At 48.6% G+C, this 18,586-nt stretch carries 18 protein-coding genes and 1 other annotated feature; of the genes, 6 read left to right on the top strand and 12 right to left on the bottom strand.

Annotation, left to right across the window (positions count from 1 at the left end):
* Positions 1 to 124: 124 nt before the first annotated feature.
* Positions 125 to 331, bottom strand: a binding site (T-box leader).
* Positions 332 to 486: 155 nt separating this feature from the next.
* Positions 487 to 1,200 carry a microcompartment protein PduB gene (gene pduB / locus AC0THY_RS04930; RefSeq protein ID WP_489993346.1) on the top strand — a complete coding sequence of 238 codons (714 nt, stop codon included), beginning with the start codon at positions 487 to 489 and terminating at the stop codon, positions 1,198 to 1,200.
* Positions 1,201 to 1,212: 12 nt separating this feature from the next.
* On the opposite strand, the gene AC0THY_RS04925 is transcribed toward pduB, so the two are convergent.
* The 4 genes from AC0THY_RS04925 to AC0THY_RS04910 form a co-directional block, all read right to left on the bottom strand.
* Positions 1,213 to 1,911: a hypothetical protein gene (locus AC0THY_RS04925; RefSeq protein ID WP_489993345.1), complete on the bottom strand. Its 699-nt coding sequence runs from the start codon at positions 1,909 to 1,911 to the stop codon at positions 1,213 to 1,215.
* Positions 1,908 to 2,240, bottom strand: a complete 333-nt coding sequence (locus tag AC0THY_RS04920; protein ID WP_489993344.1) for a PadR family transcriptional regulator — start codon at positions 2,238 to 2,240, stop codon at positions 1,908 to 1,910. Before AC0THY_RS04920 ends, AC0THY_RS04925 begins: the two co-directional genes overlap by 4 nt.
* Before the next feature lie 148 nt (positions 2,241 to 2,388).
* Entirely contained in the window at positions 2,389 to 3,681 is a 1,293-nt protein-coding gene (gene murA, locus AC0THY_RS04915; RefSeq protein WP_489993343.1) for a UDP-N-acetylglucosamine 1-carboxyvinyltransferase, read from the bottom strand.
* Between the two features lie 352 nt (positions 3,682 to 4,033).
* The gene (locus AC0THY_RS04910; protein ID WP_489993342.1) at positions 4,034 to 4,555 is read right to left on the bottom strand and encodes a shikimate kinase; all 522 of its coding nucleotides are present in this window, start codon (positions 4,553 to 4,555) and stop codon (positions 4,034 to 4,036) included.
* Positions 4,556 to 4,657: 102 nt separating this feature from the next.
* Between AC0THY_RS04910 and AC0THY_RS04905 the strand changes: the two genes are divergently transcribed.
* Positions 4,658 to 6,394 (top strand): DUF885 domain-containing protein, encoded by a 1,737-nt coding sequence (locus tag AC0THY_RS04905; protein WP_489993341.1) that lies wholly within the window; start codon positions 4,658 to 4,660, stop codon positions 6,392 to 6,394.
* Positions 6,395 to 6,550: 156 nt separating this feature from the next.
* On the opposite strand, the gene AC0THY_RS04900 is transcribed toward AC0THY_RS04905, so the two are convergent.
* The 3 genes from AC0THY_RS04900 to AC0THY_RS04890 all read right to left on the bottom strand — a co-directional run bounded on the left by AC0THY_RS04900 (position 6,551) and on the right by AC0THY_RS04890 (position 10,163).
* On the bottom strand, positions 6,551 to 8,404 hold the full coding sequence (locus AC0THY_RS04900) for a putative bifunctional diguanylate cyclase/phosphodiesterase (RefSeq protein ID WP_489993340.1): 1,854 nt from the start codon (positions 8,402 to 8,404) through the stop codon (positions 6,551 to 6,553).
* A gap of 141 nt (positions 8,405 to 8,545) precedes the next feature.
* A complete protein-coding gene (locus tag AC0THY_RS04895; protein WP_489993339.1) occupies positions 8,546 to 8,983 on the bottom strand; it encodes a MarR family winged helix-turn-helix transcriptional regulator in 438 nt (145 codons plus the stop codon).
* Between the two features lie 160 nt (positions 8,984 to 9,143).
* Positions 9,144 to 10,163, bottom strand: coding sequence for an NAD(P)-dependent oxidoreductase (locus AC0THY_RS04890; RefSeq protein WP_489993338.1), 1,020 nt, complete (start codon positions 10,161 to 10,163; stop codon positions 9,144 to 9,146).
* A 184-nt stretch (positions 10,164 to 10,347) separates the two neighbouring features.
* Here AC0THY_RS04890 and AC0THY_RS04885 point away from each other — a divergent pair, with 184 nt between their 5' ends.
* Genes AC0THY_RS04885 through AC0THY_RS04875 form a run of 3 tightly spaced genes read left to right on the top strand, consistent with a single transcriptional unit; the run spans position 10,348 to position 12,674 of the window.
* Positions 10,348 to 11,148, top strand: a complete 801-nt coding sequence (locus AC0THY_RS04885) for a MerR family transcriptional regulator (protein ID WP_489993337.1) — start codon at positions 10,348 to 10,350, stop codon at positions 11,146 to 11,148.
* Positions 11,145 to 11,954: an ABC transporter ATP-binding protein gene (locus tag AC0THY_RS04880; RefSeq protein ID WP_489993336.1), complete on the top strand. Its 810-nt coding sequence runs from the start codon at positions 11,145 to 11,147 to the stop codon at positions 11,952 to 11,954. The genes AC0THY_RS04885 and AC0THY_RS04880 overlap by 4 nt, the downstream gene beginning before the upstream one ends.
* A 3-nt stretch (positions 11,955 to 11,957) precedes the next feature.
* Complete coding sequence (locus AC0THY_RS04875; protein ID WP_489993335.1) at positions 11,958 to 12,674, top strand: ABC transporter permease; 717 nt, start codon at positions 11,958 to 11,960, stop codon at positions 12,672 to 12,674.
* Between the two features lie 97 nt (positions 12,675 to 12,771).
* Here the strand turns inward: AC0THY_RS04875 and AC0THY_RS04870 are convergent, their stop codons facing one another.
* A complete protein-coding gene (locus AC0THY_RS04870; RefSeq protein ID WP_489993334.1) occupies positions 12,772 to 13,173 on the bottom strand; it encodes a bacteriohemerythrin in 402 nt (133 codons plus the stop codon).
* Between the two features lie 11 nt (positions 13,174 to 13,184).
* Positions 13,185 to 13,343, bottom strand: a complete 159-nt coding sequence (rd, locus tag AC0THY_RS04865; protein WP_489993333.1) for a rubredoxin — start codon at positions 13,341 to 13,343, stop codon at positions 13,185 to 13,187.
* Between the two features lie 161 nt (positions 13,344 to 13,504).
* Here rd and AC0THY_RS04860 point away from each other — a divergent pair, with 161 nt between their 5' ends.
* Positions 13,505 to 14,167, top strand: coding sequence for a Crp/Fnr family transcriptional regulator (locus AC0THY_RS04860; RefSeq protein ID WP_489993332.1), 663 nt, complete (start codon positions 13,505 to 13,507; stop codon positions 14,165 to 14,167).
* Here the strand turns inward: AC0THY_RS04860 and AC0THY_RS04855 are convergent.
* The 3 genes from AC0THY_RS04855 to AC0THY_RS04845 form a co-directional block, all read right to left on the bottom strand.
* A complete protein-coding gene (locus tag AC0THY_RS04855) occupies positions 14,164 to 16,365 on the bottom strand; it encodes a sensor domain-containing phosphodiesterase (RefSeq protein WP_489993331.1) in 2,202 nt (733 codons plus the stop codon). The two genes, AC0THY_RS04860 and AC0THY_RS04855, sit on opposite strands and share 4 nt — an antisense overlap.
* 291 nt (positions 16,366 to 16,656) lie before the next feature.
* On the bottom strand, positions 16,657 to 17,700 hold the full coding sequence (locus tag AC0THY_RS04850) for a hypothetical protein (protein ID WP_489993330.1): 1,044 nt from the start codon (positions 17,698 to 17,700) through the stop codon (positions 16,657 to 16,659).
* Positions 17,701 to 17,725: 25 nt separating this feature from the next.
* Complete coding sequence (locus tag AC0THY_RS04845; RefSeq protein ID WP_489993329.1) at positions 17,726 to 18,571, bottom strand: L-ribulose-5-phosphate 3-epimerase; 846 nt, start codon at positions 18,569 to 18,571, stop codon at positions 17,726 to 17,728.
* Between the last annotated feature and the right edge of the window lie 15 nt (positions 18,572 to 18,586).

Here is an 18,586-nt window from a genome sequence, read left to right as displayed (position 1 = left end):
CAGTACTTTGGTTTTTATAAAGCAGGGGGAACATATTACACTTGGCCCCGGAAGTTTTTTGTCTCTCAGGATGTATTTCTCTTTAAAACAAAAACCCCCGGTCTCCCTGCACGCATTCTGCGCACAAAGGGACCGAGGTAACATTCTTCGGCGGTACCACCCTGTTTGGCAGCCTGCGCTGCCCGCTCTTTCTCCGTTAACGCCGGAATTACGCTGTACTTTCATACAGTGCTCCAAGGTAGGTTCCACATGCTCCGCACAGAAATCTCTCACCATCGATTCCCTCTCTTTGGATTGTCACATATGTACTGGTCCTCTTCATCGCGCTTTTCGTCAATAGGGTCATTCTAGTCGAAAAAATCACGTTTGTCAAGCGTTACTGTGAACGTGTGAACAGTAACGTTTGACATGAAGCACTTTTTTCTTTATACTAAGCTTATTATTGGATAGGTATGCCTGTTTGCACCTGCCATAGAGGAGAAATTTATGGACGTTAGATCAATCAGTATGAATTGTACAAGAACAGAATTTGTGGGCACCGCGGTCCTGGACACCATTGGGCTGGTGATTGCGGGCATTGACTCTGAGCTCCTGGCTCAGATGGGTCTGGGCACCCGCTATCACTCCCTGGGGATTTTCAGTTCCAGAACCGGAGCGGCAGGACAGCTCACAGCCGTCGATGAAGCGGTGAAAGCCACCAACACGGAAGTTCTCTCCATCGAGCTACCCCGGGACACAAAGGGCTGGGGCGGCCATGGGAACTATGTAGTCCTGGGAGGGGACAATGTCTCGGATGTGCGCCAGGCCGTTCAGATTGCCCTGGAACTCACAAATAAATACGCAGGAGAGCTGTACATCAGCCAGGCTGGACACCTGGAGTTTGCCTACTCCGCCAACGCAGGGCAGGTACTGCAGAAAGCCTTTGGGGCAAAACCGGGACAGGCCTTTGGATTCATGGCCGGTTCCCCCGCCGCCATCGGCCTGGTAATGGCGGACACTGCAGTGAAAGCGGCCGGTGTAAAGATCATCCGGTACATGACACCCGACAGGGGAACCAGCCATTCCAATGAAGTAATCCTGGCCCTCTCCGGGGATGCCAGCTCTGCCAGAGAGGCTGTATTGGAAGCCCGGCAGATAGGTCTGGAGCTTTTGATTGCTATGGGCAGCTACCCGGAAATTCCCGGAACCCCATATCTTTGACAATGCGCCCCCTTATCTCCAGTCATATTTTCCGGAAATCCGGTTCCAATGAACAGATTCCTGCAAAAGCAGGAGCAGATACAGAAAGATCAGTACCCCAAAGGCGGTCTGAAAGCTGACCGGCACCACAACCGCTGCCAGGTTCCTGATACTCCCGCTATCTCTTAAAATCCCTAATGGCATCAGGTATCCCCCGATAACCAGAAGCGTTGGGATAAATAACACTGTAAAGTTAATAAACCTGTTCTGACAAAAGGTAATCTTTGCCCTGAGTACCACATAGATGAAACTCACGGCTGCTGCAAAGAGGATGATCAGGAAATGGATGAGCGGCACACCCTCCTGGGCTTTTCGACCCTCAAGTACAAAAACATACCCAAAAAAGAGTAAGATGGTGGGAAACAAAAAAATCATCACATGGGAAAAACGTTCCCACAGCGTCTGTCTTCTGGCATCTCGAATTACGGAGTCACAAAACTCCTTCAGAGGAACCCCCAACTTCTCCTCCACCGTGACACCGTCCTTCGCAGCCTCCTCAGCCATTCCCAGAAGATCCTTCTGTACCACTGCAAGCTGGAAAGGACAGATTCCGGAATAGCGCATATAAACCATGATATCCCGAATAGTCCTCTGGTTTGGATTTTTGATCATTTCCAGTCTTTTCCTGTTCTCGTTTTTTAGTTTCATTAGATCATTATAAAAGATGTTCATACCTGTTCCTCCCCCTTCAATATGGAATTCACACTGCTCTCAATACACCGCCACAATTCTACAAACTCCTCCAGATACTCCTTTCCCTGTTCCGTGAGATGGTAATACTTTCTCTTAGGCCCTAATGCGCTGGGACGAAAGGCTGCTTTGATCAATCCCTTCTTTTCCAGCCTCAGCAGCAGTGGGTAAAGCGTCCCCTCCTTAAACTCTCCCAGCCCGCTCTGCTCCAGTTTTCCAGCAATCTCATACCCATAGGTCTCTTTAGAGTCAATGATCTGGAGAATGCATCCCTCCAGAGTCCCCTTGAACAGCTGTGATTTATCTACCATGCATACATGCACCTACCTTGTATTACTACTTACTACGACTATATTGTATAACAATATACCAAAAAGTCAATACCTTACCATAATAAATAGAAAAAACCGTTGCTTTCCGCCAGATATCCGGCATTGTGCAACGGTTTCTTATTCGATTTCAACCCACTCTTAATTTAAACTTCTGAATCTCTTTCTCGCTGGCCACTTTCTCGATCTCCGCTCCCAGAGACCTGAGCTTTTCCTCAAAGCTCTCGTAGCCTCTCTGGATATACACGATATCATCCACAATGGTAATCCCCTCTGCCGCCAGACCTGCAATCACAAGTGCAGCGCCTGCCCGAAGATCCGGAGCGCTCACTCTGGCCCCTGTCAGCCTGTCCACGCCTGAAATAATGGCTGTGTTTCCCTCCACCTTCACAGACGCGCCCATGCGGGCCAGCTCATCAATATATTTAAACCTGTTTTCAAAAATACTCTCTGTCACAATGCTTGTACCTCTGGCCAGTGCCAGGGTAACCCCGATCTGGGGCTGCATATCCGTGGGATATCCCGGATAGGGAAGGGTCTTTACATTTGTATTGCTCAGTCTCTTGGACGCAACCACGCGGACTGCATCATCGAACTCCTCCACCTCGCACCCGATCTCCTCCAGCTTCGCCGTAGTGGCCTCGAGATGCTTTGGAATCACATTTTTCACCATTACATCGCCCATGGTGGCTGCTGCCGCAAACATAAAGGTGCCTGCCTCGATCTGGTCTGGTATGATGGAGTACTCTGTCTTGTGAAGTGATTCCACCCCGCGGATACGGATCACGTCCGTACCTGCCCCCTTGATATTGGCGCCCATGCTGTTCAGAAAGTTTGCCACATCCACTACATGCGGCTCTCTGGCTGCATTCTCAATGATGGTCCTTCCCTCCGCCATGGAGGCAGCAAGCATAATATTGATAGTGGCTCCCACCGAAACCGTATCCAGGAAAATATGACTGCCGTGCAGTCTCTCCGCCTGTGCCACAATGGAACCGTGTCGTATACTCACGCTGGCTCCCAGCGCTTTAAACCCTTTTAAATGCAGATCAATGGGTCTGCTCCCGATGTTGCAGCCGCCCGGAAGGGGAACCTCAGCTCTCTTGTACTTGCCCAGGAGCGCACCCAGCAGATAGTAGGATGCCCTGATCTTTTTAATATACTCATAGTCCACGCTGATCTCGCCGATCATGGAACCGTTGATTGCAACTTTATTTCTGTCTAATCTCTCAACCTTTGCGCCGATGACACTGATCGCTTCCAACAACACGTTGATATCTTGAACATCCGGCAGGTTCTCTATGATAATCGTCTCGTCCGTCATGATTGCCGCCGCAAGTATTCCCAGCGCCGCATTCTTGGCCCCACCTATCTCAACTTCACCGACCAGTGGATTGCCGCCTTTAATTATATACTGTTCCATAGGACACCTCGATATTTTTTATTTATACTTTTCCCTGTACTCAAGCGAAAAGGTCATTCATCATGACCTCCATCGATATTCCCCTTAAAATATCTAACCTATATTATAACACATTCTTTACTTTTGTAAATAAAAATTAAGATTTCGGTAATTTTTGCCATAAATACCCGTCTTCGATTGTACACATAAAAATACGTTCTGTGCAATATTACCAAGGAAATTTAAGTCTGCGTCTTGGAGGCCTAGTTACTGTTCACTCAGGTCTGAGCATTGACTGCTCAGACCGTGAGAAAATGATTCAAGGGTGCATAAATCCCAGCGCCGCAGGCGATTTTGCATGGATTTATGCATGTTACTGTGAACGTGTAAACCGTAACGAGGCCTGGAGCTGGTCCACAATCCTCTCCAGCGTCTCCTCAACGCCCAGCCCTTCCTCATCCACAACAAGATCCGCATACTGCTCATAGAGCGGGGTTCTCTCCCGGTAAAGCTCCTCCAGAGTCTGACCATCCTTTAGCACAACTCCCCGGCACTTCAGATTCCCCAGTCTCTCCCTGAGTTCCCCAAAGGGAAGGCGCAGATAGATTACTCTGCCAATACTGCGCAGATGCTCCATAGCCTCCTTGCCGTATACCACGCTTCCTCCGGTGGCGATCACACAGCGGTCGGCCCGGATACGGCTGTTTACCAGATTTTCCACCTGAATAAAACCGTCAATGCCCTTCTCCTCCATAATCTGAAAGAGGCGCATCCCCTCCTGCTCCTGGATCACCAGGTCAGAGTCCACAAAGCCATAGCCCAACACCTTAGCAAGCACTACCCCAACCGTACTTTTACCTGATCCGGGCATACCGATCAGAATAATGTTATCCACATTCCTTCACCTGCCTTCTGTGCGTTTTCCACCATACTACCACAAAAACACATTTCTTTCAACATCCGCGCATATGATAGAAAAAAAGCTGCCAGGTAATTCATGTTCAAAGACAAACTTTCTCTTATTTTAAAGATTCTCCTGGTCCCCGCAGCCCTTTTTCTGCTGCTCTCTATCCGCTTTTACGCAGATAACCGGGAGTTTTCCAACTTTACCCGCCAGATGTTCCAAAACGAGGTTGCCGGAAACACCTTAAACCTACACTACACTCTGTCCGACCCTGCCGCCTTCGGCATTGAGGACTACCAAATCACGCTGGGCAGTGCGGATGTGGAGTCCCTGAATGCAGGGATTGCCGTGCTGGAAAACTACCGCGAGACCTTAAATGGAATCTCTTACAAAGATCTGTCCAAAAATAATAAGCTGACATACGATATCCTCTCCATGTATCTGGAAAATCAGGCGGAGGGAAAAGATTTTCTGCTTTATGCAGAACCGCTGGGTCCCACCATCGGAACCCAGGCTCAGCTCCCGGTCCTTTTGGCAGAATATACATTTTCAGATACGGAGGATATTAAGGAATATCTGACTCTGATCTCTCAAATGGATACGTACTATGCCTCCATCATGGATTTTGAGAAGGCGAAATCCCAGGCCGGCCTTTTTATGAGCGATCAGGCAGCTGATAATATTATCTCTCAATGCAGCTCTTTTATAGGTTCAAAGGAAAACTTTTTAATTCCAATTTTTGAAGAAAAAGTAGATAAAATGGAAGGTTTATCAGAAACTGTAAAAACCTCTTTAAAAGAAAAGCACCGTGATCTTGTCGCAGCCCATGTGATCCCTGCCTACGAGCTCCTGATAAACGGCCTGACCAGTCTGAAGGGAACCGGAACCAACACCGGCGGTCTCTCCAACTATGAACACGGAAGGGAGTACTACGAGTATCTTGTAAAGGACAGCACAGGCTGCTATGACTCCATCTCTGATCTGGAGGCACGTATCCAAAAACAGTTGGTTTTGGATTTTCAGGAGCTGCAGACACTTGTAACTGAGCACCCGGACCTGCTCACCTCCACAGAGACTGGCTCACTGGAGACCACAACGCCTGACCAGATTTTAGAGGATCTTCAGAAAAAGATCGCACAGGACTTTCCTACCCCGCCATCCGTAAATTATGAGGTGAAATACGTCCATGACTCCCTTGAGGATTACCTAAGTCCCGCTTTTTACCTGACCCCGCCTGTTGATAACCTCTCTGAGAACGTGATTTACATAAACCGCGGCTCGAATTACACTCCTCTGGAGCTGTACACCACGCTGGCCCATGAGGGATATCCCGGACACCTATACCAGACCATTTATTCCGGCAGCTGTGCGTCCAATGAGGTGCGCAGTGTGCTGAACTTTGGAGGGTACGTGGAAGGCTGGGCCACCTATGTGGAGATGTACTCCTACTCCCTGGCTGATGTGAAGCCTCAGATCGCTTCCCTGTACCGGCTGAACCGCTCTATCTCCCTTGGCATCTCCAGCCTGATGGACATGGCCATCCACTACCACAGCTTTACTCAGGATCAGGTGGCGGACTATCTCACACAGATCGGATTTCGAGGGGAGGCTATGGCAGACTCCCTATACTCCATCATCCTGGAGGCTCCTGCCAATTACCTGAAATATTATGTTGGTTATCTGAATTTCATGGATCTGCGGGATGCAGTGAAAGAGATGGAAGGCGAAGGTTTTAGCCTGAAAGAATTCCACCAGAGGGTTCTGGAAATAGGTCCTGCCCCCTTCCCGGTGCTCAAAAAATATCTTCTGCCGGAAAATGAGAAAAAATAATTTAAAAGACCCCTTGGCGTTTTTCGGCGAGGCGCGCGTCATCCACTGAACACCTTCGGTGTATTATGCATTACATAGATGATCTGCGCGCTTCTGCCATCCGCCGTAGGCTGTATTTTATTCAGGCTCATATTGGCTGGCCTCAAAGTCAAACACTCAGGGCAGCTCCCCCTTTTCATCCAGAAGTTTCCCAAAATCCAAAGCGGGCATCGGGCGGTAATAATAATAGCCCTGAATCAGGTCACAGCCGCATTCTTTGAGAAATTCCACCTGATCTGCGGTCTCAATCCCCTCAGCAACTGTCTGTATTTCGAGTTCTCTGATCAGCTGAATAACCCCCCGGATGACCAGCTGAGCCTTCTCAATATCCTGACTATTCCGAAAAAACTGGGCGTCCAGCTTTAGGGTGTCTATGGATAGATTTTTAAGCATTCCGAGAGAGGAGTAGCCCGTGCCAAAATCATCCAGGGAACACAGAAAACCGTTCTTGTGGAGCTCATCCACAATCTCACCCATGTATTCCAGATTCTCGCAGGCAGTGGTCTCTGTAAACTCTATCTCCAGCACACCGTCCGGTATCTTATACCGCCTTTTTATGTCTGTGTAGACTTTCACAAAGTCCGGAGTATAGAGCCGCATCTTGGAAACATTCACAGATACCGGAACAACCGTCCTTCCCTCCTGATATCTTTGCTGTAACAATCTGCAGACCTCCTCAAACACATACTCATCCACCACTCCTATGGTGTGTTTTCTTTCAAATACAGGTATAAAGCTGTCAGGGGGAAGAAACTGTCCATCCTGGGTTTGCCAGCGCACCAGCGCCTCCCCGGAACACACGCTCCCTTTAAAAGGGCAGACCTTTGGCTGGATATAAACCAGAAATTCCCGGTTTTCCACAGCGCTTTTTAACTGGTCCGCAATCCTGATCTCCCCAAACATCTTTTGGCGGATGCTCTCATTGTAAAATGCGTAGTGGTTGTCCGAAAGGTTCTTAACGGTCTTTTGGGCATAGTTGGCCCTGTCCACCAACCCCATGACATCCAACTGTTCCACCACGTCTTCAATGCAGCAAAAACCACAGGCAACGGTCATACGATGCTTTCCGGTCAAGTAATCTGAATTTGAAAATGCATTGTCCGCATGCTGCTGCCGCTTCAGCAATTGCGCCTTATCCTGATAACAGTGCAGAGCCAGAAAACAGTCCGCCGTACTTCTGCAGAAGAGCTCACCCTCCTGCAGCTGTTCCAGCATTCTTACGGAGTATATTTTCAGTATCTGATCCCCGGAATCGTAACCAAATACATCGTTCACATATTTAAAATTTTCAAAATCCAAGTAAGACACCGCATATTTCCGTTCCGGATGCTCCTCGATAAGCTTTTGGGCATCCCTGCAGAAGCGCTCCGTAGTCAGTGCTCCTGTGAGTGTGTCATGTCCCGCCTGCTCCTCCAGTTCCTCTGTCTGACGGCGCAGCCCGAAATACTTTCTCACGGAATAACCAATCAGCACCACACTGCACACCAGGCAGATGAGCGAAACCACTGCCAACTGTCTGGCCATTGCCTGGGAACGCTGGCTGGAATACTCCTCAATAATAAAAACTGTGTCATTGGCCAGCTCAAAAAACTCCTCGCTCAGCCTTAAAAGTTCGTTTTTATCCCCTCCGCTGCGTACATGGGCAAACTCCTCTTTCATGGACAGCCATTTTTTCTGAAGAAGCTTAAGATTGTCATTAAGGGGCACACACTTTGTACGCTTCAGCCCATAACTCCCCTGTCCTGTCACCAGCTCTTCCACAATGCCGCTGACATAATCTACCACCTTATCATCCGGCATGTTATTTGTCTCCAGCTTTACCACACGCTGGGAAGCTCCCCTCACAATCCCCACGTAATTGATCAGCTTACCGTAATCGCTTATGTTTGTCATGGAGCTTGCAGACAAAAGCGTAATGCCCAGTAAGACCACCATAAGCAGAGGCAGACCGTATTTTAATTTCTTTCCCATAAATTCTCCTTCTCCCGTGGAAGAATCCTCGTCTAAGCTTTAAAAACCAAAAACAATGCAGGGACACTGTTTACCGCAGTTTCATCCCTGCACCTCACACTTTATAAGATTGTTTCAATCCACACCCGGTAAGCTCACTAATTAGGACCACTTGTTGAAAAACTCCCTTAGATTTGTCAGGGCTTTTACCAGGACCTCTGTTTCATGTGTTGACATTCCTTCAATAGTAGCCTCAATCATCTTTTTGTGGAAGTCCTCATGATGGCGGTATGCCTTCTTGCCTTTCTCCGTCAGAGAAGTCAGCACCACACGCCTGTCCCTCTCACTGCGAACCCTGGACACATACCCTTTTTTTACCAAGTTGTTAATGGCAATCGTCAAGGTCCCCACTGTGATGGAAAGCGCTTTGGCCACTGTGGACATATTTTTCGGCTCCCCGATTCCAATTGCCTCAATAATGTGCATATCATTGTTGGAAATATCCTGAAATTCCTCCGTAATGATCGCCTTTTCCTCTATTGACATGATATCGTTGAACAGCCTTACCAGCACATCGTGAAATGTCTCATAAGTATCCATTTTCACTACCGCCTCCTTCCCCGGAGCCGCGCTCCTGTGTTCCGTCCAAAACGTTTACCTTATTATACATCATAAACTTTGGAGGCACAACTGTTATCCGGGAATTGAGGGGCTGAAAACCAACAACAAGTATGCTTCACTCTGTAACCAGTCCTCCGTGTCAGCTAAGAGAATACGACTGATCCTGAATCTCATTGGAGCACCTTCCGGTCTTCTGGTACTCTATGGCATTTGCAAGGCATTGCTGAAGGAGCATCTGCACCGCCTCCTCCGTGTAAAATGCCCTGTGCTCTGTGTAAACCACATCGTCTCTTCTGCAGAGCTCTAAAAACACAGAGGCATTAAAATCCGGGCCCAAAAAGGATTTCCGTATAAAAGCCTTTTCCTCCTCACACGCGTCAAAGCCATATCCGGAAAGCTTTCCCCTTTTCAGCGCTTTTAACACCGCTTCGCTGTCCACTATGCCTCCCCTTGCCGTATTAACGAGAATAGCCCTATCCTTCATCTGCGCAATCCTTCTCTCATCTATGAGATGATATGTAGACTGTACAAGAGGACAATGGAGCACCACAGCATCGCTCTCCTGAAACAGCCTCTCCTCCGGGACATACTCCGCAAGGCTTGCCGCCTCCTCCCTCTGATGCAGGCTGAAGGCCAGTATGCGGCAACCGAATCCGGACAATGCCCGTATGGTTTTACATCCAATCTGTCCTGTTCCATATACTCCCACAGTCATACTTCCCAGGCCTCTGCTGCAGATGCCATCCAGGGTGTAGTCATAGGAATCCGTCTTTTTCTGGCCCTGTTTCATCTTTCTCAGCAAAAATAAAAGCATCATAATCGTGTGTTCACTGACCGCAGCAGGAGCATAACCCGGCACATGGGAAGCACTGATCCCAAACTCGCGCAGTGCGTTCAGATCCAAATGCCAGCATCCCGCGGAGCGGGAGACCACATACCTGACGCCATTTCTGGAAAGTATTTCACATATCCTGCGGCTGACCTGACTGTTTGATGTGACCCATACACAGTCAAAGCCTTTTGTAAGGTGGGCATTTCCCAGTTCCAGACTTCCGTCAGTGAACTCAATACTTTTCACTCCATCCTTGCCGGCCTGTGCATTCAGATCCATCAGCTTTCGCTTTTCATCCTCCACAGCGCCAAATACCAACATTTTCATAGGTATCCTCCCTTCTCAGAACAGCATCCGTTATTATCTTCTGTCACCGTTTTAATCATAAAACCTGAACTGTACCATTGTCAACAATTTTAACACTTTACTCAAACAAAGTTAGCCTGTTTAAACGAAAAGGCTTGCTTGTTACCCAGCGTCATGAATTATAATAGTCCCAGGAGGAACCGATATGCAGAAAAAAAGAGCTATTCCAAAAGAGTATATGACGGTGGGAGAGCTGGCCAAGAAGATGGGTATTACCGTGCGTACACTGCAATATTACGACAGGGAAAACGTGCTCTCCCCATCTGCCATGAGCACAGGCGGCCGCAGACTCTATACACATAAAGATATGATTCAGCTTCATCAGATCCTTTCTTTAAAATCCTTAGGCTTTTCTCTGGATGACATAAAAAGCACATTAACCTCTATGGATACCCCTTCAGAGGTTGCAAATGCACTGACAGAGCAGGCCTTGGCTATAAAAGAAAAGATCAGGAGCCTGACAGACTCACTAAATGCAATCGAAGCGCTGAGAGAGGAGGTTTTACAGATACAGACCGTAGATTTTAAAAAATATGCGGATATTATCACCAATCTGCAGATGAACAACGAATACTACTGGCTTATCAAACATTTTGACAATGAAACTCTGGAACACATACGCGGCAAATTTGATAAAGAAAGCGGGAGCTTTTTTATGAATCGGTTTAACCAGCTGAACGCTGAGGCTATAGAGTTTCAATCAAGTGGTATTCCCCCGGAAGATGAAAGGGCTCAGGCTTTAGCCAAAAAGTTCTGGGATTTAGTGATGGAATTTACAAGCGGGGATACGAGTATGCTGACAAAGCTCATGGAATTGGGAGTCCTTGAGAACGAGAATCACGAACGGGAACAGAAGCAAACCATTGTCAGTGAATATCTCCAGCCAGCGTTAGATATATATTTATCAAAGTCAGGTATGAATCCATTTAAGGAGGATCAAGTATGAGCTGTGCAATTCAGGTTGAACATCTAAAAAAAAGCTACGGAAAGCATACCGTACTGAGAGACATGTGTTTACATGTTGAGAGAGGAGAAATTCTAGGTATACTCGGTGTCAATGGCGCAGGAAAAACAACTTTTCTGGAGTGTGTGGAAGGGCTCAGGAAATATGAGAGCGGTAAAATCACCATAAACGGGGCGGTTGGTATTCAGCTGCAGTCTGCGTCCCTTCCATCCTATATCAGACCCCCGGAGGCAGTGCAGCTCTTTGCGAAATGGAAAAAAGCCAAGGCAAGCCCCTCCGCATTGACAGCCCTCGGTATTGATGAGATGGCAAAAAGGCCCTATATTGAATTGTCCACCGGTCAGAAGCGGAGGCTGCATCTGGCCCTTGCCATGATTGGGGACCCGGACATTCTTTTCCTTGACGAACCCACCGCTGGGCTTGATGTGGAGGGACGGATCACTCTGCACAGCCAAATCCGCAGACTGAAAGAGCAGGGAAAAACCATAATATTAGCCAGTCATGATATGGCGGAGGTGGAAAGCCTGTGCACCCGCATTGCCATTCTCAATAATGGCCATATAGCCTTTTGGGGAACCGTTGATGAATTGAACGCTAAGGTAGGCAGACAGTACAACATTAAAATTATCACCGATCAGGGCGAAAAAGAATACACAGCGGACAATATTGGAGAGGGGATGATTACTCTGCTTCAAAAATATAAGGCGGAGAATCGAACGATTCTGGATATTAAGATCAGCCGCGGGTCACTGGAACAGCATTTTATAGATATAGCAAGAGGAGAATAATCCATGAATTCATTTTTATATGGGACTGCTTTACAATTTAAATTAGATATACGCAGTAAGTCCATGCTGATTACCTGTTATCTCGTTCCCCTTGCGTTCTTTGCAATCATGGGTGGGATATTTACTTCATTGATGCCGGAAACCCAAAACACGTTGATTCAGTCCATGACTGTCATGGGAGTCTCAATGGGAGCACTGATAGGGGTCCCCCCCTCCCTTGTGGAAATCTACGGCTCAGATATCAAACAAATGTATAGGGCAAATGGTATTCCGCTGTATTTTGGGTTGATTTCACTGCTCCTGTCAGCCTTTATACATCTGCTGATCATGAGCGCCCTCATCTTTCTCATATCCCCTATAGCTTTTCACGCTGTGACTCCACCTAACCCAGCGACGTACTTTTGCAAGCTCATCCTGTTTATAGCCGTATCCCTGAGCATTGCAAGTGTCCTGGGCCTGATGGTCAAAAGCCAGTCAAAGCTGACTATGTACACTCAGTTGATATTTCTGCCCTCTATCATGCTGTCGGGTATTATGTTTCCCGCAGACCTATTGCCTGGAGTCCTGGAAGCCTTGGGCAAACTGTTTCCCGCCACATGGAGCTACATCCTGCTCTCAAGCAGCAGAGCAGCGTTTGGCGACTTCCTGCCCCTGCTGATCATCTTCGCAATAGCGTCCGTACTCTGTGTCCTTTTATTAAAGCGTCTGCGCTCTGATTAACAGGTGAGTGGGATACCAGCCAGGCAATGCCCGGGCTGCAAAAAGCGACCAGGTTCTTTTTCAAAGGGACCCGGTCGCTTTTTACACATATTTTTAGTCAGCTTTGCACAAAGGCAGCAACTTTCTTATCGTATACCTGAATGTGGTTGAGAAGCCATTCCACAATATTCTTGTTCACCGCAGCCACAAAAGCCTCGCTGGGGCCCTCCTCTTCCTCAAGCATCTGGCGAAGCTCTTCCACGGCTCTCACAAACTGTGCGTGCTGTTTTTTGTGCTCCTCCAGATGGGGATATCCACTCTCCTCCTGCAGCTTTTCCTCAGCTGCAAAATGAAATTCCGTATAATCCATCAGAAAATCCAACGTCTGTACCGCCACGTTTTTTTCTCTGGCTGTGGCGCAGCTATCTGACAGCTTATTTACTCTGTCAATCAGCTCCTTGTGCTGTGTGTCAATCAATTCATTGCCTGTCGCCAGGCTACCATCAAAAAGAATACCCATCCTGTCCCCTCCTATTCTTCTACGAAAACATCCTTTCCAAGACCGCAGACCGGACATACCCAGTCTTCCGGCAGATCCTCAAAAGCGGTTCCCGGCTCAATGCCGTTATCCGGATCTCCCACCTCGGGGTCATACTCATATCCACATGGCTCACAAACATATTTTTTCATTTCTACTTCACCTTCGCCTTTCTTTGTTTTATACTATAGATAATGTAATGAAATCAAAATCTTTATTAGTTTTTCTTTATGGAGTCATTATATACATTAACGCTTAAAAATTCTGTTGCAAATGCAACAATTCAAAAAAAATATTTTGGGAGGAACAAAAAATGCCCTACGGAGCTTTGTTTCAAGGGATTAAGGAAGAGGAGTACCGCCGGATGATGGTGTGCTTCCGCGCAAAGGAAAAGGCGTACGCATCCGGGGAGGTGATTTGTACCTACGGGGAAGATCCCCAGCGCATCGGCCTGTTGTTAAGCGGTGAAGCCTCCCTTCTGCGCACCGGATACGATGGAAAGCAGGCGATTCTGGAGTACCTTCACTCAGGGGATGTGTTTGGGGAAGCCCTCACCTCCCTCCCCAGCAGGATTGATCTGATCCAGGTGGTCAGCACCAAGCCCTGCCAAGTGCAGTATATTGATTACCGTCATCTCATCAAGCGCTGTCCCAATGCCTGCCCCTTTCACACAGTTCTGGTGAGCAATGCCCTGCAGCTCATCCTGGCCAAGGCAGTTTCCCTTAGCGAACGCCTGGAAGTTCTGAGCCAGCGCACCATCCGGGAAAAGCTCTCCTGCTGCTTTGCGCTCATGTCAGCGGAAAAGGGCGGCCCTACCTTCCGTCTCCCCTTCTCCTTTGCGTCCCTGGCCGACTATCTCAGTGTGGACCGCAGCGCTATGATGAGGGAACTGAAAAAAATGAGAGAGGAAGGTCTCCTGCGTATGGATAAGCGAAATATCACTTACTGCCCCGGGGATCAAAATTCTTCTGTCTAAGGCTGCTTCTGTCTGCGCACCCACCCGCAGAAATCTTCTGCGGGCATAGGCTTTGCAAATATAAACCCCTGAATATAGTCACACCCCATCTCTGCAAGCTCCTCAACCTGTCTATGCCCTTCTACCCCCTCTGCAACAGTCGTCATGTGCAAAACTCTGGCCATCTGGACCACACAGTCCACCACTGCTCTGCCCCTCTCCCGTTCAAAATCCTCTGATTGGAAAAACAGCCTGTCTAGCTTCAATACATCCAGGGGAAGGGTTTTTAGCACATTTAAGGAGGATTGGCTGGTGCCGAAATCATCCATAGCACACCGGAACCCATTCTTCTGCAGCTCCACCGTGATTTCCATAAAGGACTTCAGGTTTTCCACCACAACATTTTCCGTAAACTCCAGCTCAATCAGCCCGTCCGGTATCCCGTACTTCTTCTTTATGCTGCTGTACTCCTCCACAAATCCCGGCGTCAGCATACTCATCCTGGAGATATTCACCGCGATTCCATGATTACATCCCCGGTCCAGCCACTCTCTCAAATAGCTGCAGGCATGTTCAAACACGTAGCGATCCAGATCAACAATCAGCCCATCCCTCTCAAACAGGCCAATAAACTCCCCGGGCATGAGAATGCTGCCATCCTCTTTCTTCCATCTCACCAAAACCTCCGCCCGTATCCGTTTCTCCCTGCGCATGGGTACCTGAGGCTGCATGTAGAGTACAAACTCCTCTTTTTTAAGGGCGTCCTTCATCCCTGCCTCCAGCTGAAGCTCTCTCACCACCCTGCGCCGCATCTCGTCATCAAATATGGCCACCTGGCTGCCCGCCTTACTTTTTATATATTTTTGTGCCATATTTGCCCGGTTAATCATCTCATCCAGGCTCAGTTCATCCCCGGGATTGTCTACCAGATAGACGCCGCATACCAGGTCCAGCTTATACTTTCTGGCCTTTATGGGCCCGAATTCCTGAAGCTTTTTTACCAGATTATCAAAGAATCCCTGTATTTCTTCCTGGCTTTCATATTTTTTCAATACGCTGAAATTGTCCGCTGAAATGCGGCAAAAGGATTCCCCCTCCACCAAGCTGGCCTTCAGGTACTCCGCTTCATAGCGTATAAGCTGGTCTCCCACATCGTATCCAAACACGTCATTGATATACTTAAAATTTTTGAGATCACTGTACCACAGAGTATACCTCTCCCCCTTTCGCGTTTCCAGGATATGATTAACCTGCTCCCGGTATCCCTCAAAGTTCAGATATCCTGTAATGCGGTCAAAGTATTTTATCCTCCGCTTCTCCTGTTCCAGCTCCAGGCGCGCCATAAATCCGGACATCTGGCCTGCCAGCAAGGTGAGAAGCGCAATCTCAGACCAGTTGGATTTAATATTGTAAAGCCCTATGAGTCCAATCACTTTTCCCTCTGCAGACACAGGCACAGTACAGAAGGAGAGCAGTTCTTCATCCCCCAGCTTCTTTCGCAGGCTCTCATCCGCCTCTTTCACCAATACCATGCGGCCATCCCGAAGCTTCTGATACCACTCCCTAAGCAGGGCTTCCGGATGCTTCCCCGCCTCCCGCAAAACCGGGTACAGCTTTCCCGCCTCCTCTTTCACATACACAGGGTCTGTTCCAAATGAGACCACCACACAGTGGTGTGCATTGTAAAATTCCTGTACTTTACGGGCAATGGCCTGACAGCTCTCAACCAGACTGACTCCCTCAATCAGATAGCAGCTGCAGGCATTCAAGAGATTCTGGCTGTTCAGTGTCCTCCACAGCACAGACTCCACCCGCTCCTCATCCTTGATGCTGATCACCGTTTCCATCCGCACCGTCTTTCCCTTCCACTCCACAAGCCGGTCCTTCAGGATAAAGTCCTGGTCCAGCAGTTCATTATGGTGCCTCCAGATGTAGTCCGTTCCCTTTTCCAGCCTGTAATTGGTACAGAAGGGACAAGGGGATTCTCTCTTTTGGAGAACCTGATAGCACTTCTGGCCTTCATACCCCTTCCACGACATCTCAATCTCACTGGGATCGGTGGCGCTGATCAGGTACATCTCATAGGTTTCCAAATCGCTCAGGTATATAAAGTCTTCCTTTGACTCCAGAGTTAGGCGCTCCGGCAGCTCCAGGGTATATTCATCTATCAATTCGGAGAATACCTTTTCCTCCGGCGTCAAACTCCCGTACTTTTCCATATTCGATGTCTCCCGCATTTCTCATATCTGATGCTACTTTATCTGTCTCTATTCTATCTCCTTTCCTTAATATACGCAATACAAAATATAGCCGCTGTGAAGATTCTGTCCATTGGACAAATCCACACAGCGGCTAAACTCCTGTCTGTTTATTTCGTGCTTTGGTAACGATTCAACCGGTCTGCGCAGTTGCTGCGCTGACCGTAAGAAAAGGAGTCAGGAATCGTAATCCCATTACCGTAGGTGATTTTAAATGGATTTTTGCATGTAACTGTGAGGGTAACGGAACCGTTACCAGATCTTATACATAGCAATCTCATTGATTTCCCTGTTGGCAGAAATCAGGTAGTCACACCCGTCTTTCACAAAGTGGCAGACATTGGCGGGTCCGCAGTCCTGGTCCAGGATCTGCGCCGTGTATCCCTTATTGGCAGAATCATAGGTAAAGGCCAGGAGGCTGCGCTCTCCTTTTCGGTGGCCCACCACAAAAGCGGGTTTCCCGCAGAGTTCTCCCCCATAGATTGCGTGGGTAAACTCCGCCTTTTTTTCATAGGCGTAGACCTGCTCATAGCGGCCGTCTCTCTTCTTGTAGATATAGATGTTTTCTCCGTGGAAGGGCGACAGCACCCCCAGCTCCTTTTGGCCGTCCCCATCCAGGTCTACCAGCACGGCGTCGCTGGCTGCCTCATCCAGCAGCTGTTCCACCTGCCAGTCCGCCTCAGGACCAGGGGGCGTTATCAAAAAAACTCCCTGCTGGGCACACACCAGGCTCTTTTCCACTCCATCCTCGTTCACACGGCAGTATCCGTGGTTCTTTAAAAGTCCCTCTCTGAGCACGCTCAGCTCAAGCTGGTGTTCCTCATCAAAGCCAGACAAATCTTTTGGCAGCTTAGCCACATACACCTTCCCGGGCATTGACCAGTCATCCTTGTACTCATGACCGGACTTTAGGGCACAGGCGATCAGATACATTTCTCCGTCTCTGGTCAGGATATCAAATCGGTGGACAAAGGGCAGGTCAGTCAGGGTGCGCACCTCCCAATCCCCCTTCCCCCTTGGGGTTACAATCACAATTTTGGCCTCCTTAGAATCATTTGGGGAGTAAAACTTCTGGGTTGCCAAAAATTGTCCATCTGTTCCCGGCACCTGTACCATGGTCATTACGCCGCCCGGTCCGTCCCAGACCGTATCCTCCAGGTTTCCTTCCTCGTCAAACAGATAGCAGGGGTCCTGCTTCTCTGCCGCCACCAAAAAATGCTTTCCTCCCTGGTATTTTAGCGGCGCTATGGAATAGCATTTTTCCAGATTTGCAATTACCTTTTTTTCAACTTTCATTTCTATACCCTTTCTGTCTCCTGTGTCAACATACCTGAGAATCCAGGATCTCCCCCATCATCTTCCTGGCAAAAACCAGATCCTCTCTCCAGGCCTCATTTCCGGTATACCAGAACTCTGTGACAAACTTGCGCACACCAATCTCCCATGCGGTACGGATCACGGACGGAAAATCCACATGTCCGCTTCCAAAGGGGATCTCACGAAACTTTCCCGGCACGGTCTCCTTCAGGTGCACGGCCACCGTGTGGCCTGCCCCCCTGCGGATATCCTCCAGCACATCTGTCCCATAGGCCACCGCCGCATTGGTGATATTGCCCATGTCCGGATATACGTTCAGATACACGGAGTTCACCTTCTCCACATAGCGCATGGCCTTACCTACTGTGTTCATGAACTCTGTCTCCATGGTCTCAAACCCCAGAAGGACTCCCGCTCTCGCCGCCAGTTCCACCGCCTTTTTCAGATTTATTCCAAATCGCTCCACCGTCTCAGGTGTGGAGTCTTCGTAGTATACGTCATACCCAGCCAGCTGGATGATGCGTATGCCCAGATCCTCTGCCAGCTGCACTGCCTTTTCCATGATCTCCATACCCCTGGCGCAGACAGTCTCGTCGCTGCTGCCCAGAGGATATTTCCGATGACCGCTCAGACACATGGTGCGTATAGGAATCCCCACCCGCTCCATGATACTGACCAGCTCCATTCTATCCTCCCGGCTCATATCCAGTCTTGCCAGCTTTTCCTCCGTCTCGTCAATGCTGATTTCCACAAAGTCAAACCCGGCGTCCTTTGCCGCCTTCAGCTTTTCCTCCCAGGACAGGCTGCCAGGCATGGATTTTTCATATAGTCCCAATGTATATCTCTTCATCGCGCATATCCTTTC

It is taken from the genome of Ruminococcus sp. 8Y-12 (assembly GCF_058119865.1).
Note: the sequence above shows the minus strand (reverse complement) of the source record. Positions and strands in the feature narration are given on the sequence as shown.

What these genes read in the sequence shown, in the direction of transcription:
- pduB (WP_489993346.1), top strand. Translation starts at nt 487, where the DNA reads ATGGACGTTAGATCAATCAGTATGAATTGTACAAGAACAGAATTTGTG.
- AC0THY_RS04925 (WP_489993345.1), bottom strand. Translation starts at nt 1,911, where the DNA reads ATGAACATCTTTTATAATGATCTAATGAAACTAAAAAACGAGAACAGG.
- AC0THY_RS04920 (WP_489993344.1), bottom strand. Translation starts at nt 2,240, where the DNA reads ATGGTAGATAAATCACAGCTGTTCAAGGGGACTCTGGAGGGATGCATT.
- murA (WP_489993343.1), bottom strand. Translation starts at nt 3,681, where the DNA reads ATGGAACAGTATATAATTAAAGGCGGCAATCCACTGGTCGGTGAAGTT.
- AC0THY_RS04905 (WP_489993341.1), top strand. Translation starts at nt 4,658, where the DNA reads ATGTTCAAAGACAAACTTTCTCTTATTTTAAAGATTCTCCTGGTCCCC.
- AC0THY_RS04900 (WP_489993340.1), bottom strand. Translation starts at nt 8,404, where the DNA reads ATGGGAAAGAAATTAAAATACGGTCTGCCTCTGCTTATGGTGGTCTTA.
- AC0THY_RS04895 (WP_489993339.1), bottom strand. Translation starts at nt 8,983, where the DNA reads ATGGATACTTATGAGACATTTCACGATGTGCTGGTAAGGCTGTTCAAC.
- AC0THY_RS04890 (WP_489993338.1), bottom strand. Translation starts at nt 10,163, where the DNA reads ATGAAAATGTTGGTATTTGGCGCTGTGGAGGATGAAAAGCGAAAGCTG.
- AC0THY_RS04885 (WP_489993337.1), top strand. Translation starts at nt 10,348, where the DNA reads ATGCAGAAAAAAAGAGCTATTCCAAAAGAGTATATGACGGTGGGAGAG.
- AC0THY_RS04880 (WP_489993336.1), top strand. Translation starts at nt 11,145, where the DNA reads ATGAGCTGTGCAATTCAGGTTGAACATCTAAAAAAAAGCTACGGAAAG.
- AC0THY_RS04875 (WP_489993335.1), top strand. Translation starts at nt 11,958, where the DNA reads ATGAATTCATTTTTATATGGGACTGCTTTACAATTTAAATTAGATATA.
- AC0THY_RS04870 (WP_489993334.1), bottom strand. Translation starts at nt 13,173, where the DNA reads ATGGGTATTCTTTTTGATGGTAGCCTGGCGACAGGCAATGAATTGATT.
- rd (WP_489993333.1), bottom strand. Translation starts at nt 13,343, where the DNA reads ATGAAAAAATATGTTTGTGAGCCATGTGGATATGAGTATGACCCCGAG.
- AC0THY_RS04860 (WP_489993332.1), top strand. Translation starts at nt 13,505, where the DNA reads ATGCCCTACGGAGCTTTGTTTCAAGGGATTAAGGAAGAGGAGTACCGC.
- AC0THY_RS04855 (WP_489993331.1), bottom strand. Translation starts at nt 16,365, where the DNA reads ATGGAAAAGTACGGGAGTTTGACGCCGGAGGAAAAGGTATTCTCCGAA.
- AC0THY_RS04850 (WP_489993330.1), bottom strand. Translation starts at nt 17,700, where the DNA reads ATGAAAGTTGAAAAAAAGGTAATTGCAAATCTGGAAAAATGCTATTCC.
- AC0THY_RS04845 (WP_489993329.1), bottom strand. Translation starts at nt 18,571, where the DNA reads ATGAAGAGATATACATTGGGACTATATGAAAAATCCATGCCTGGCAGC.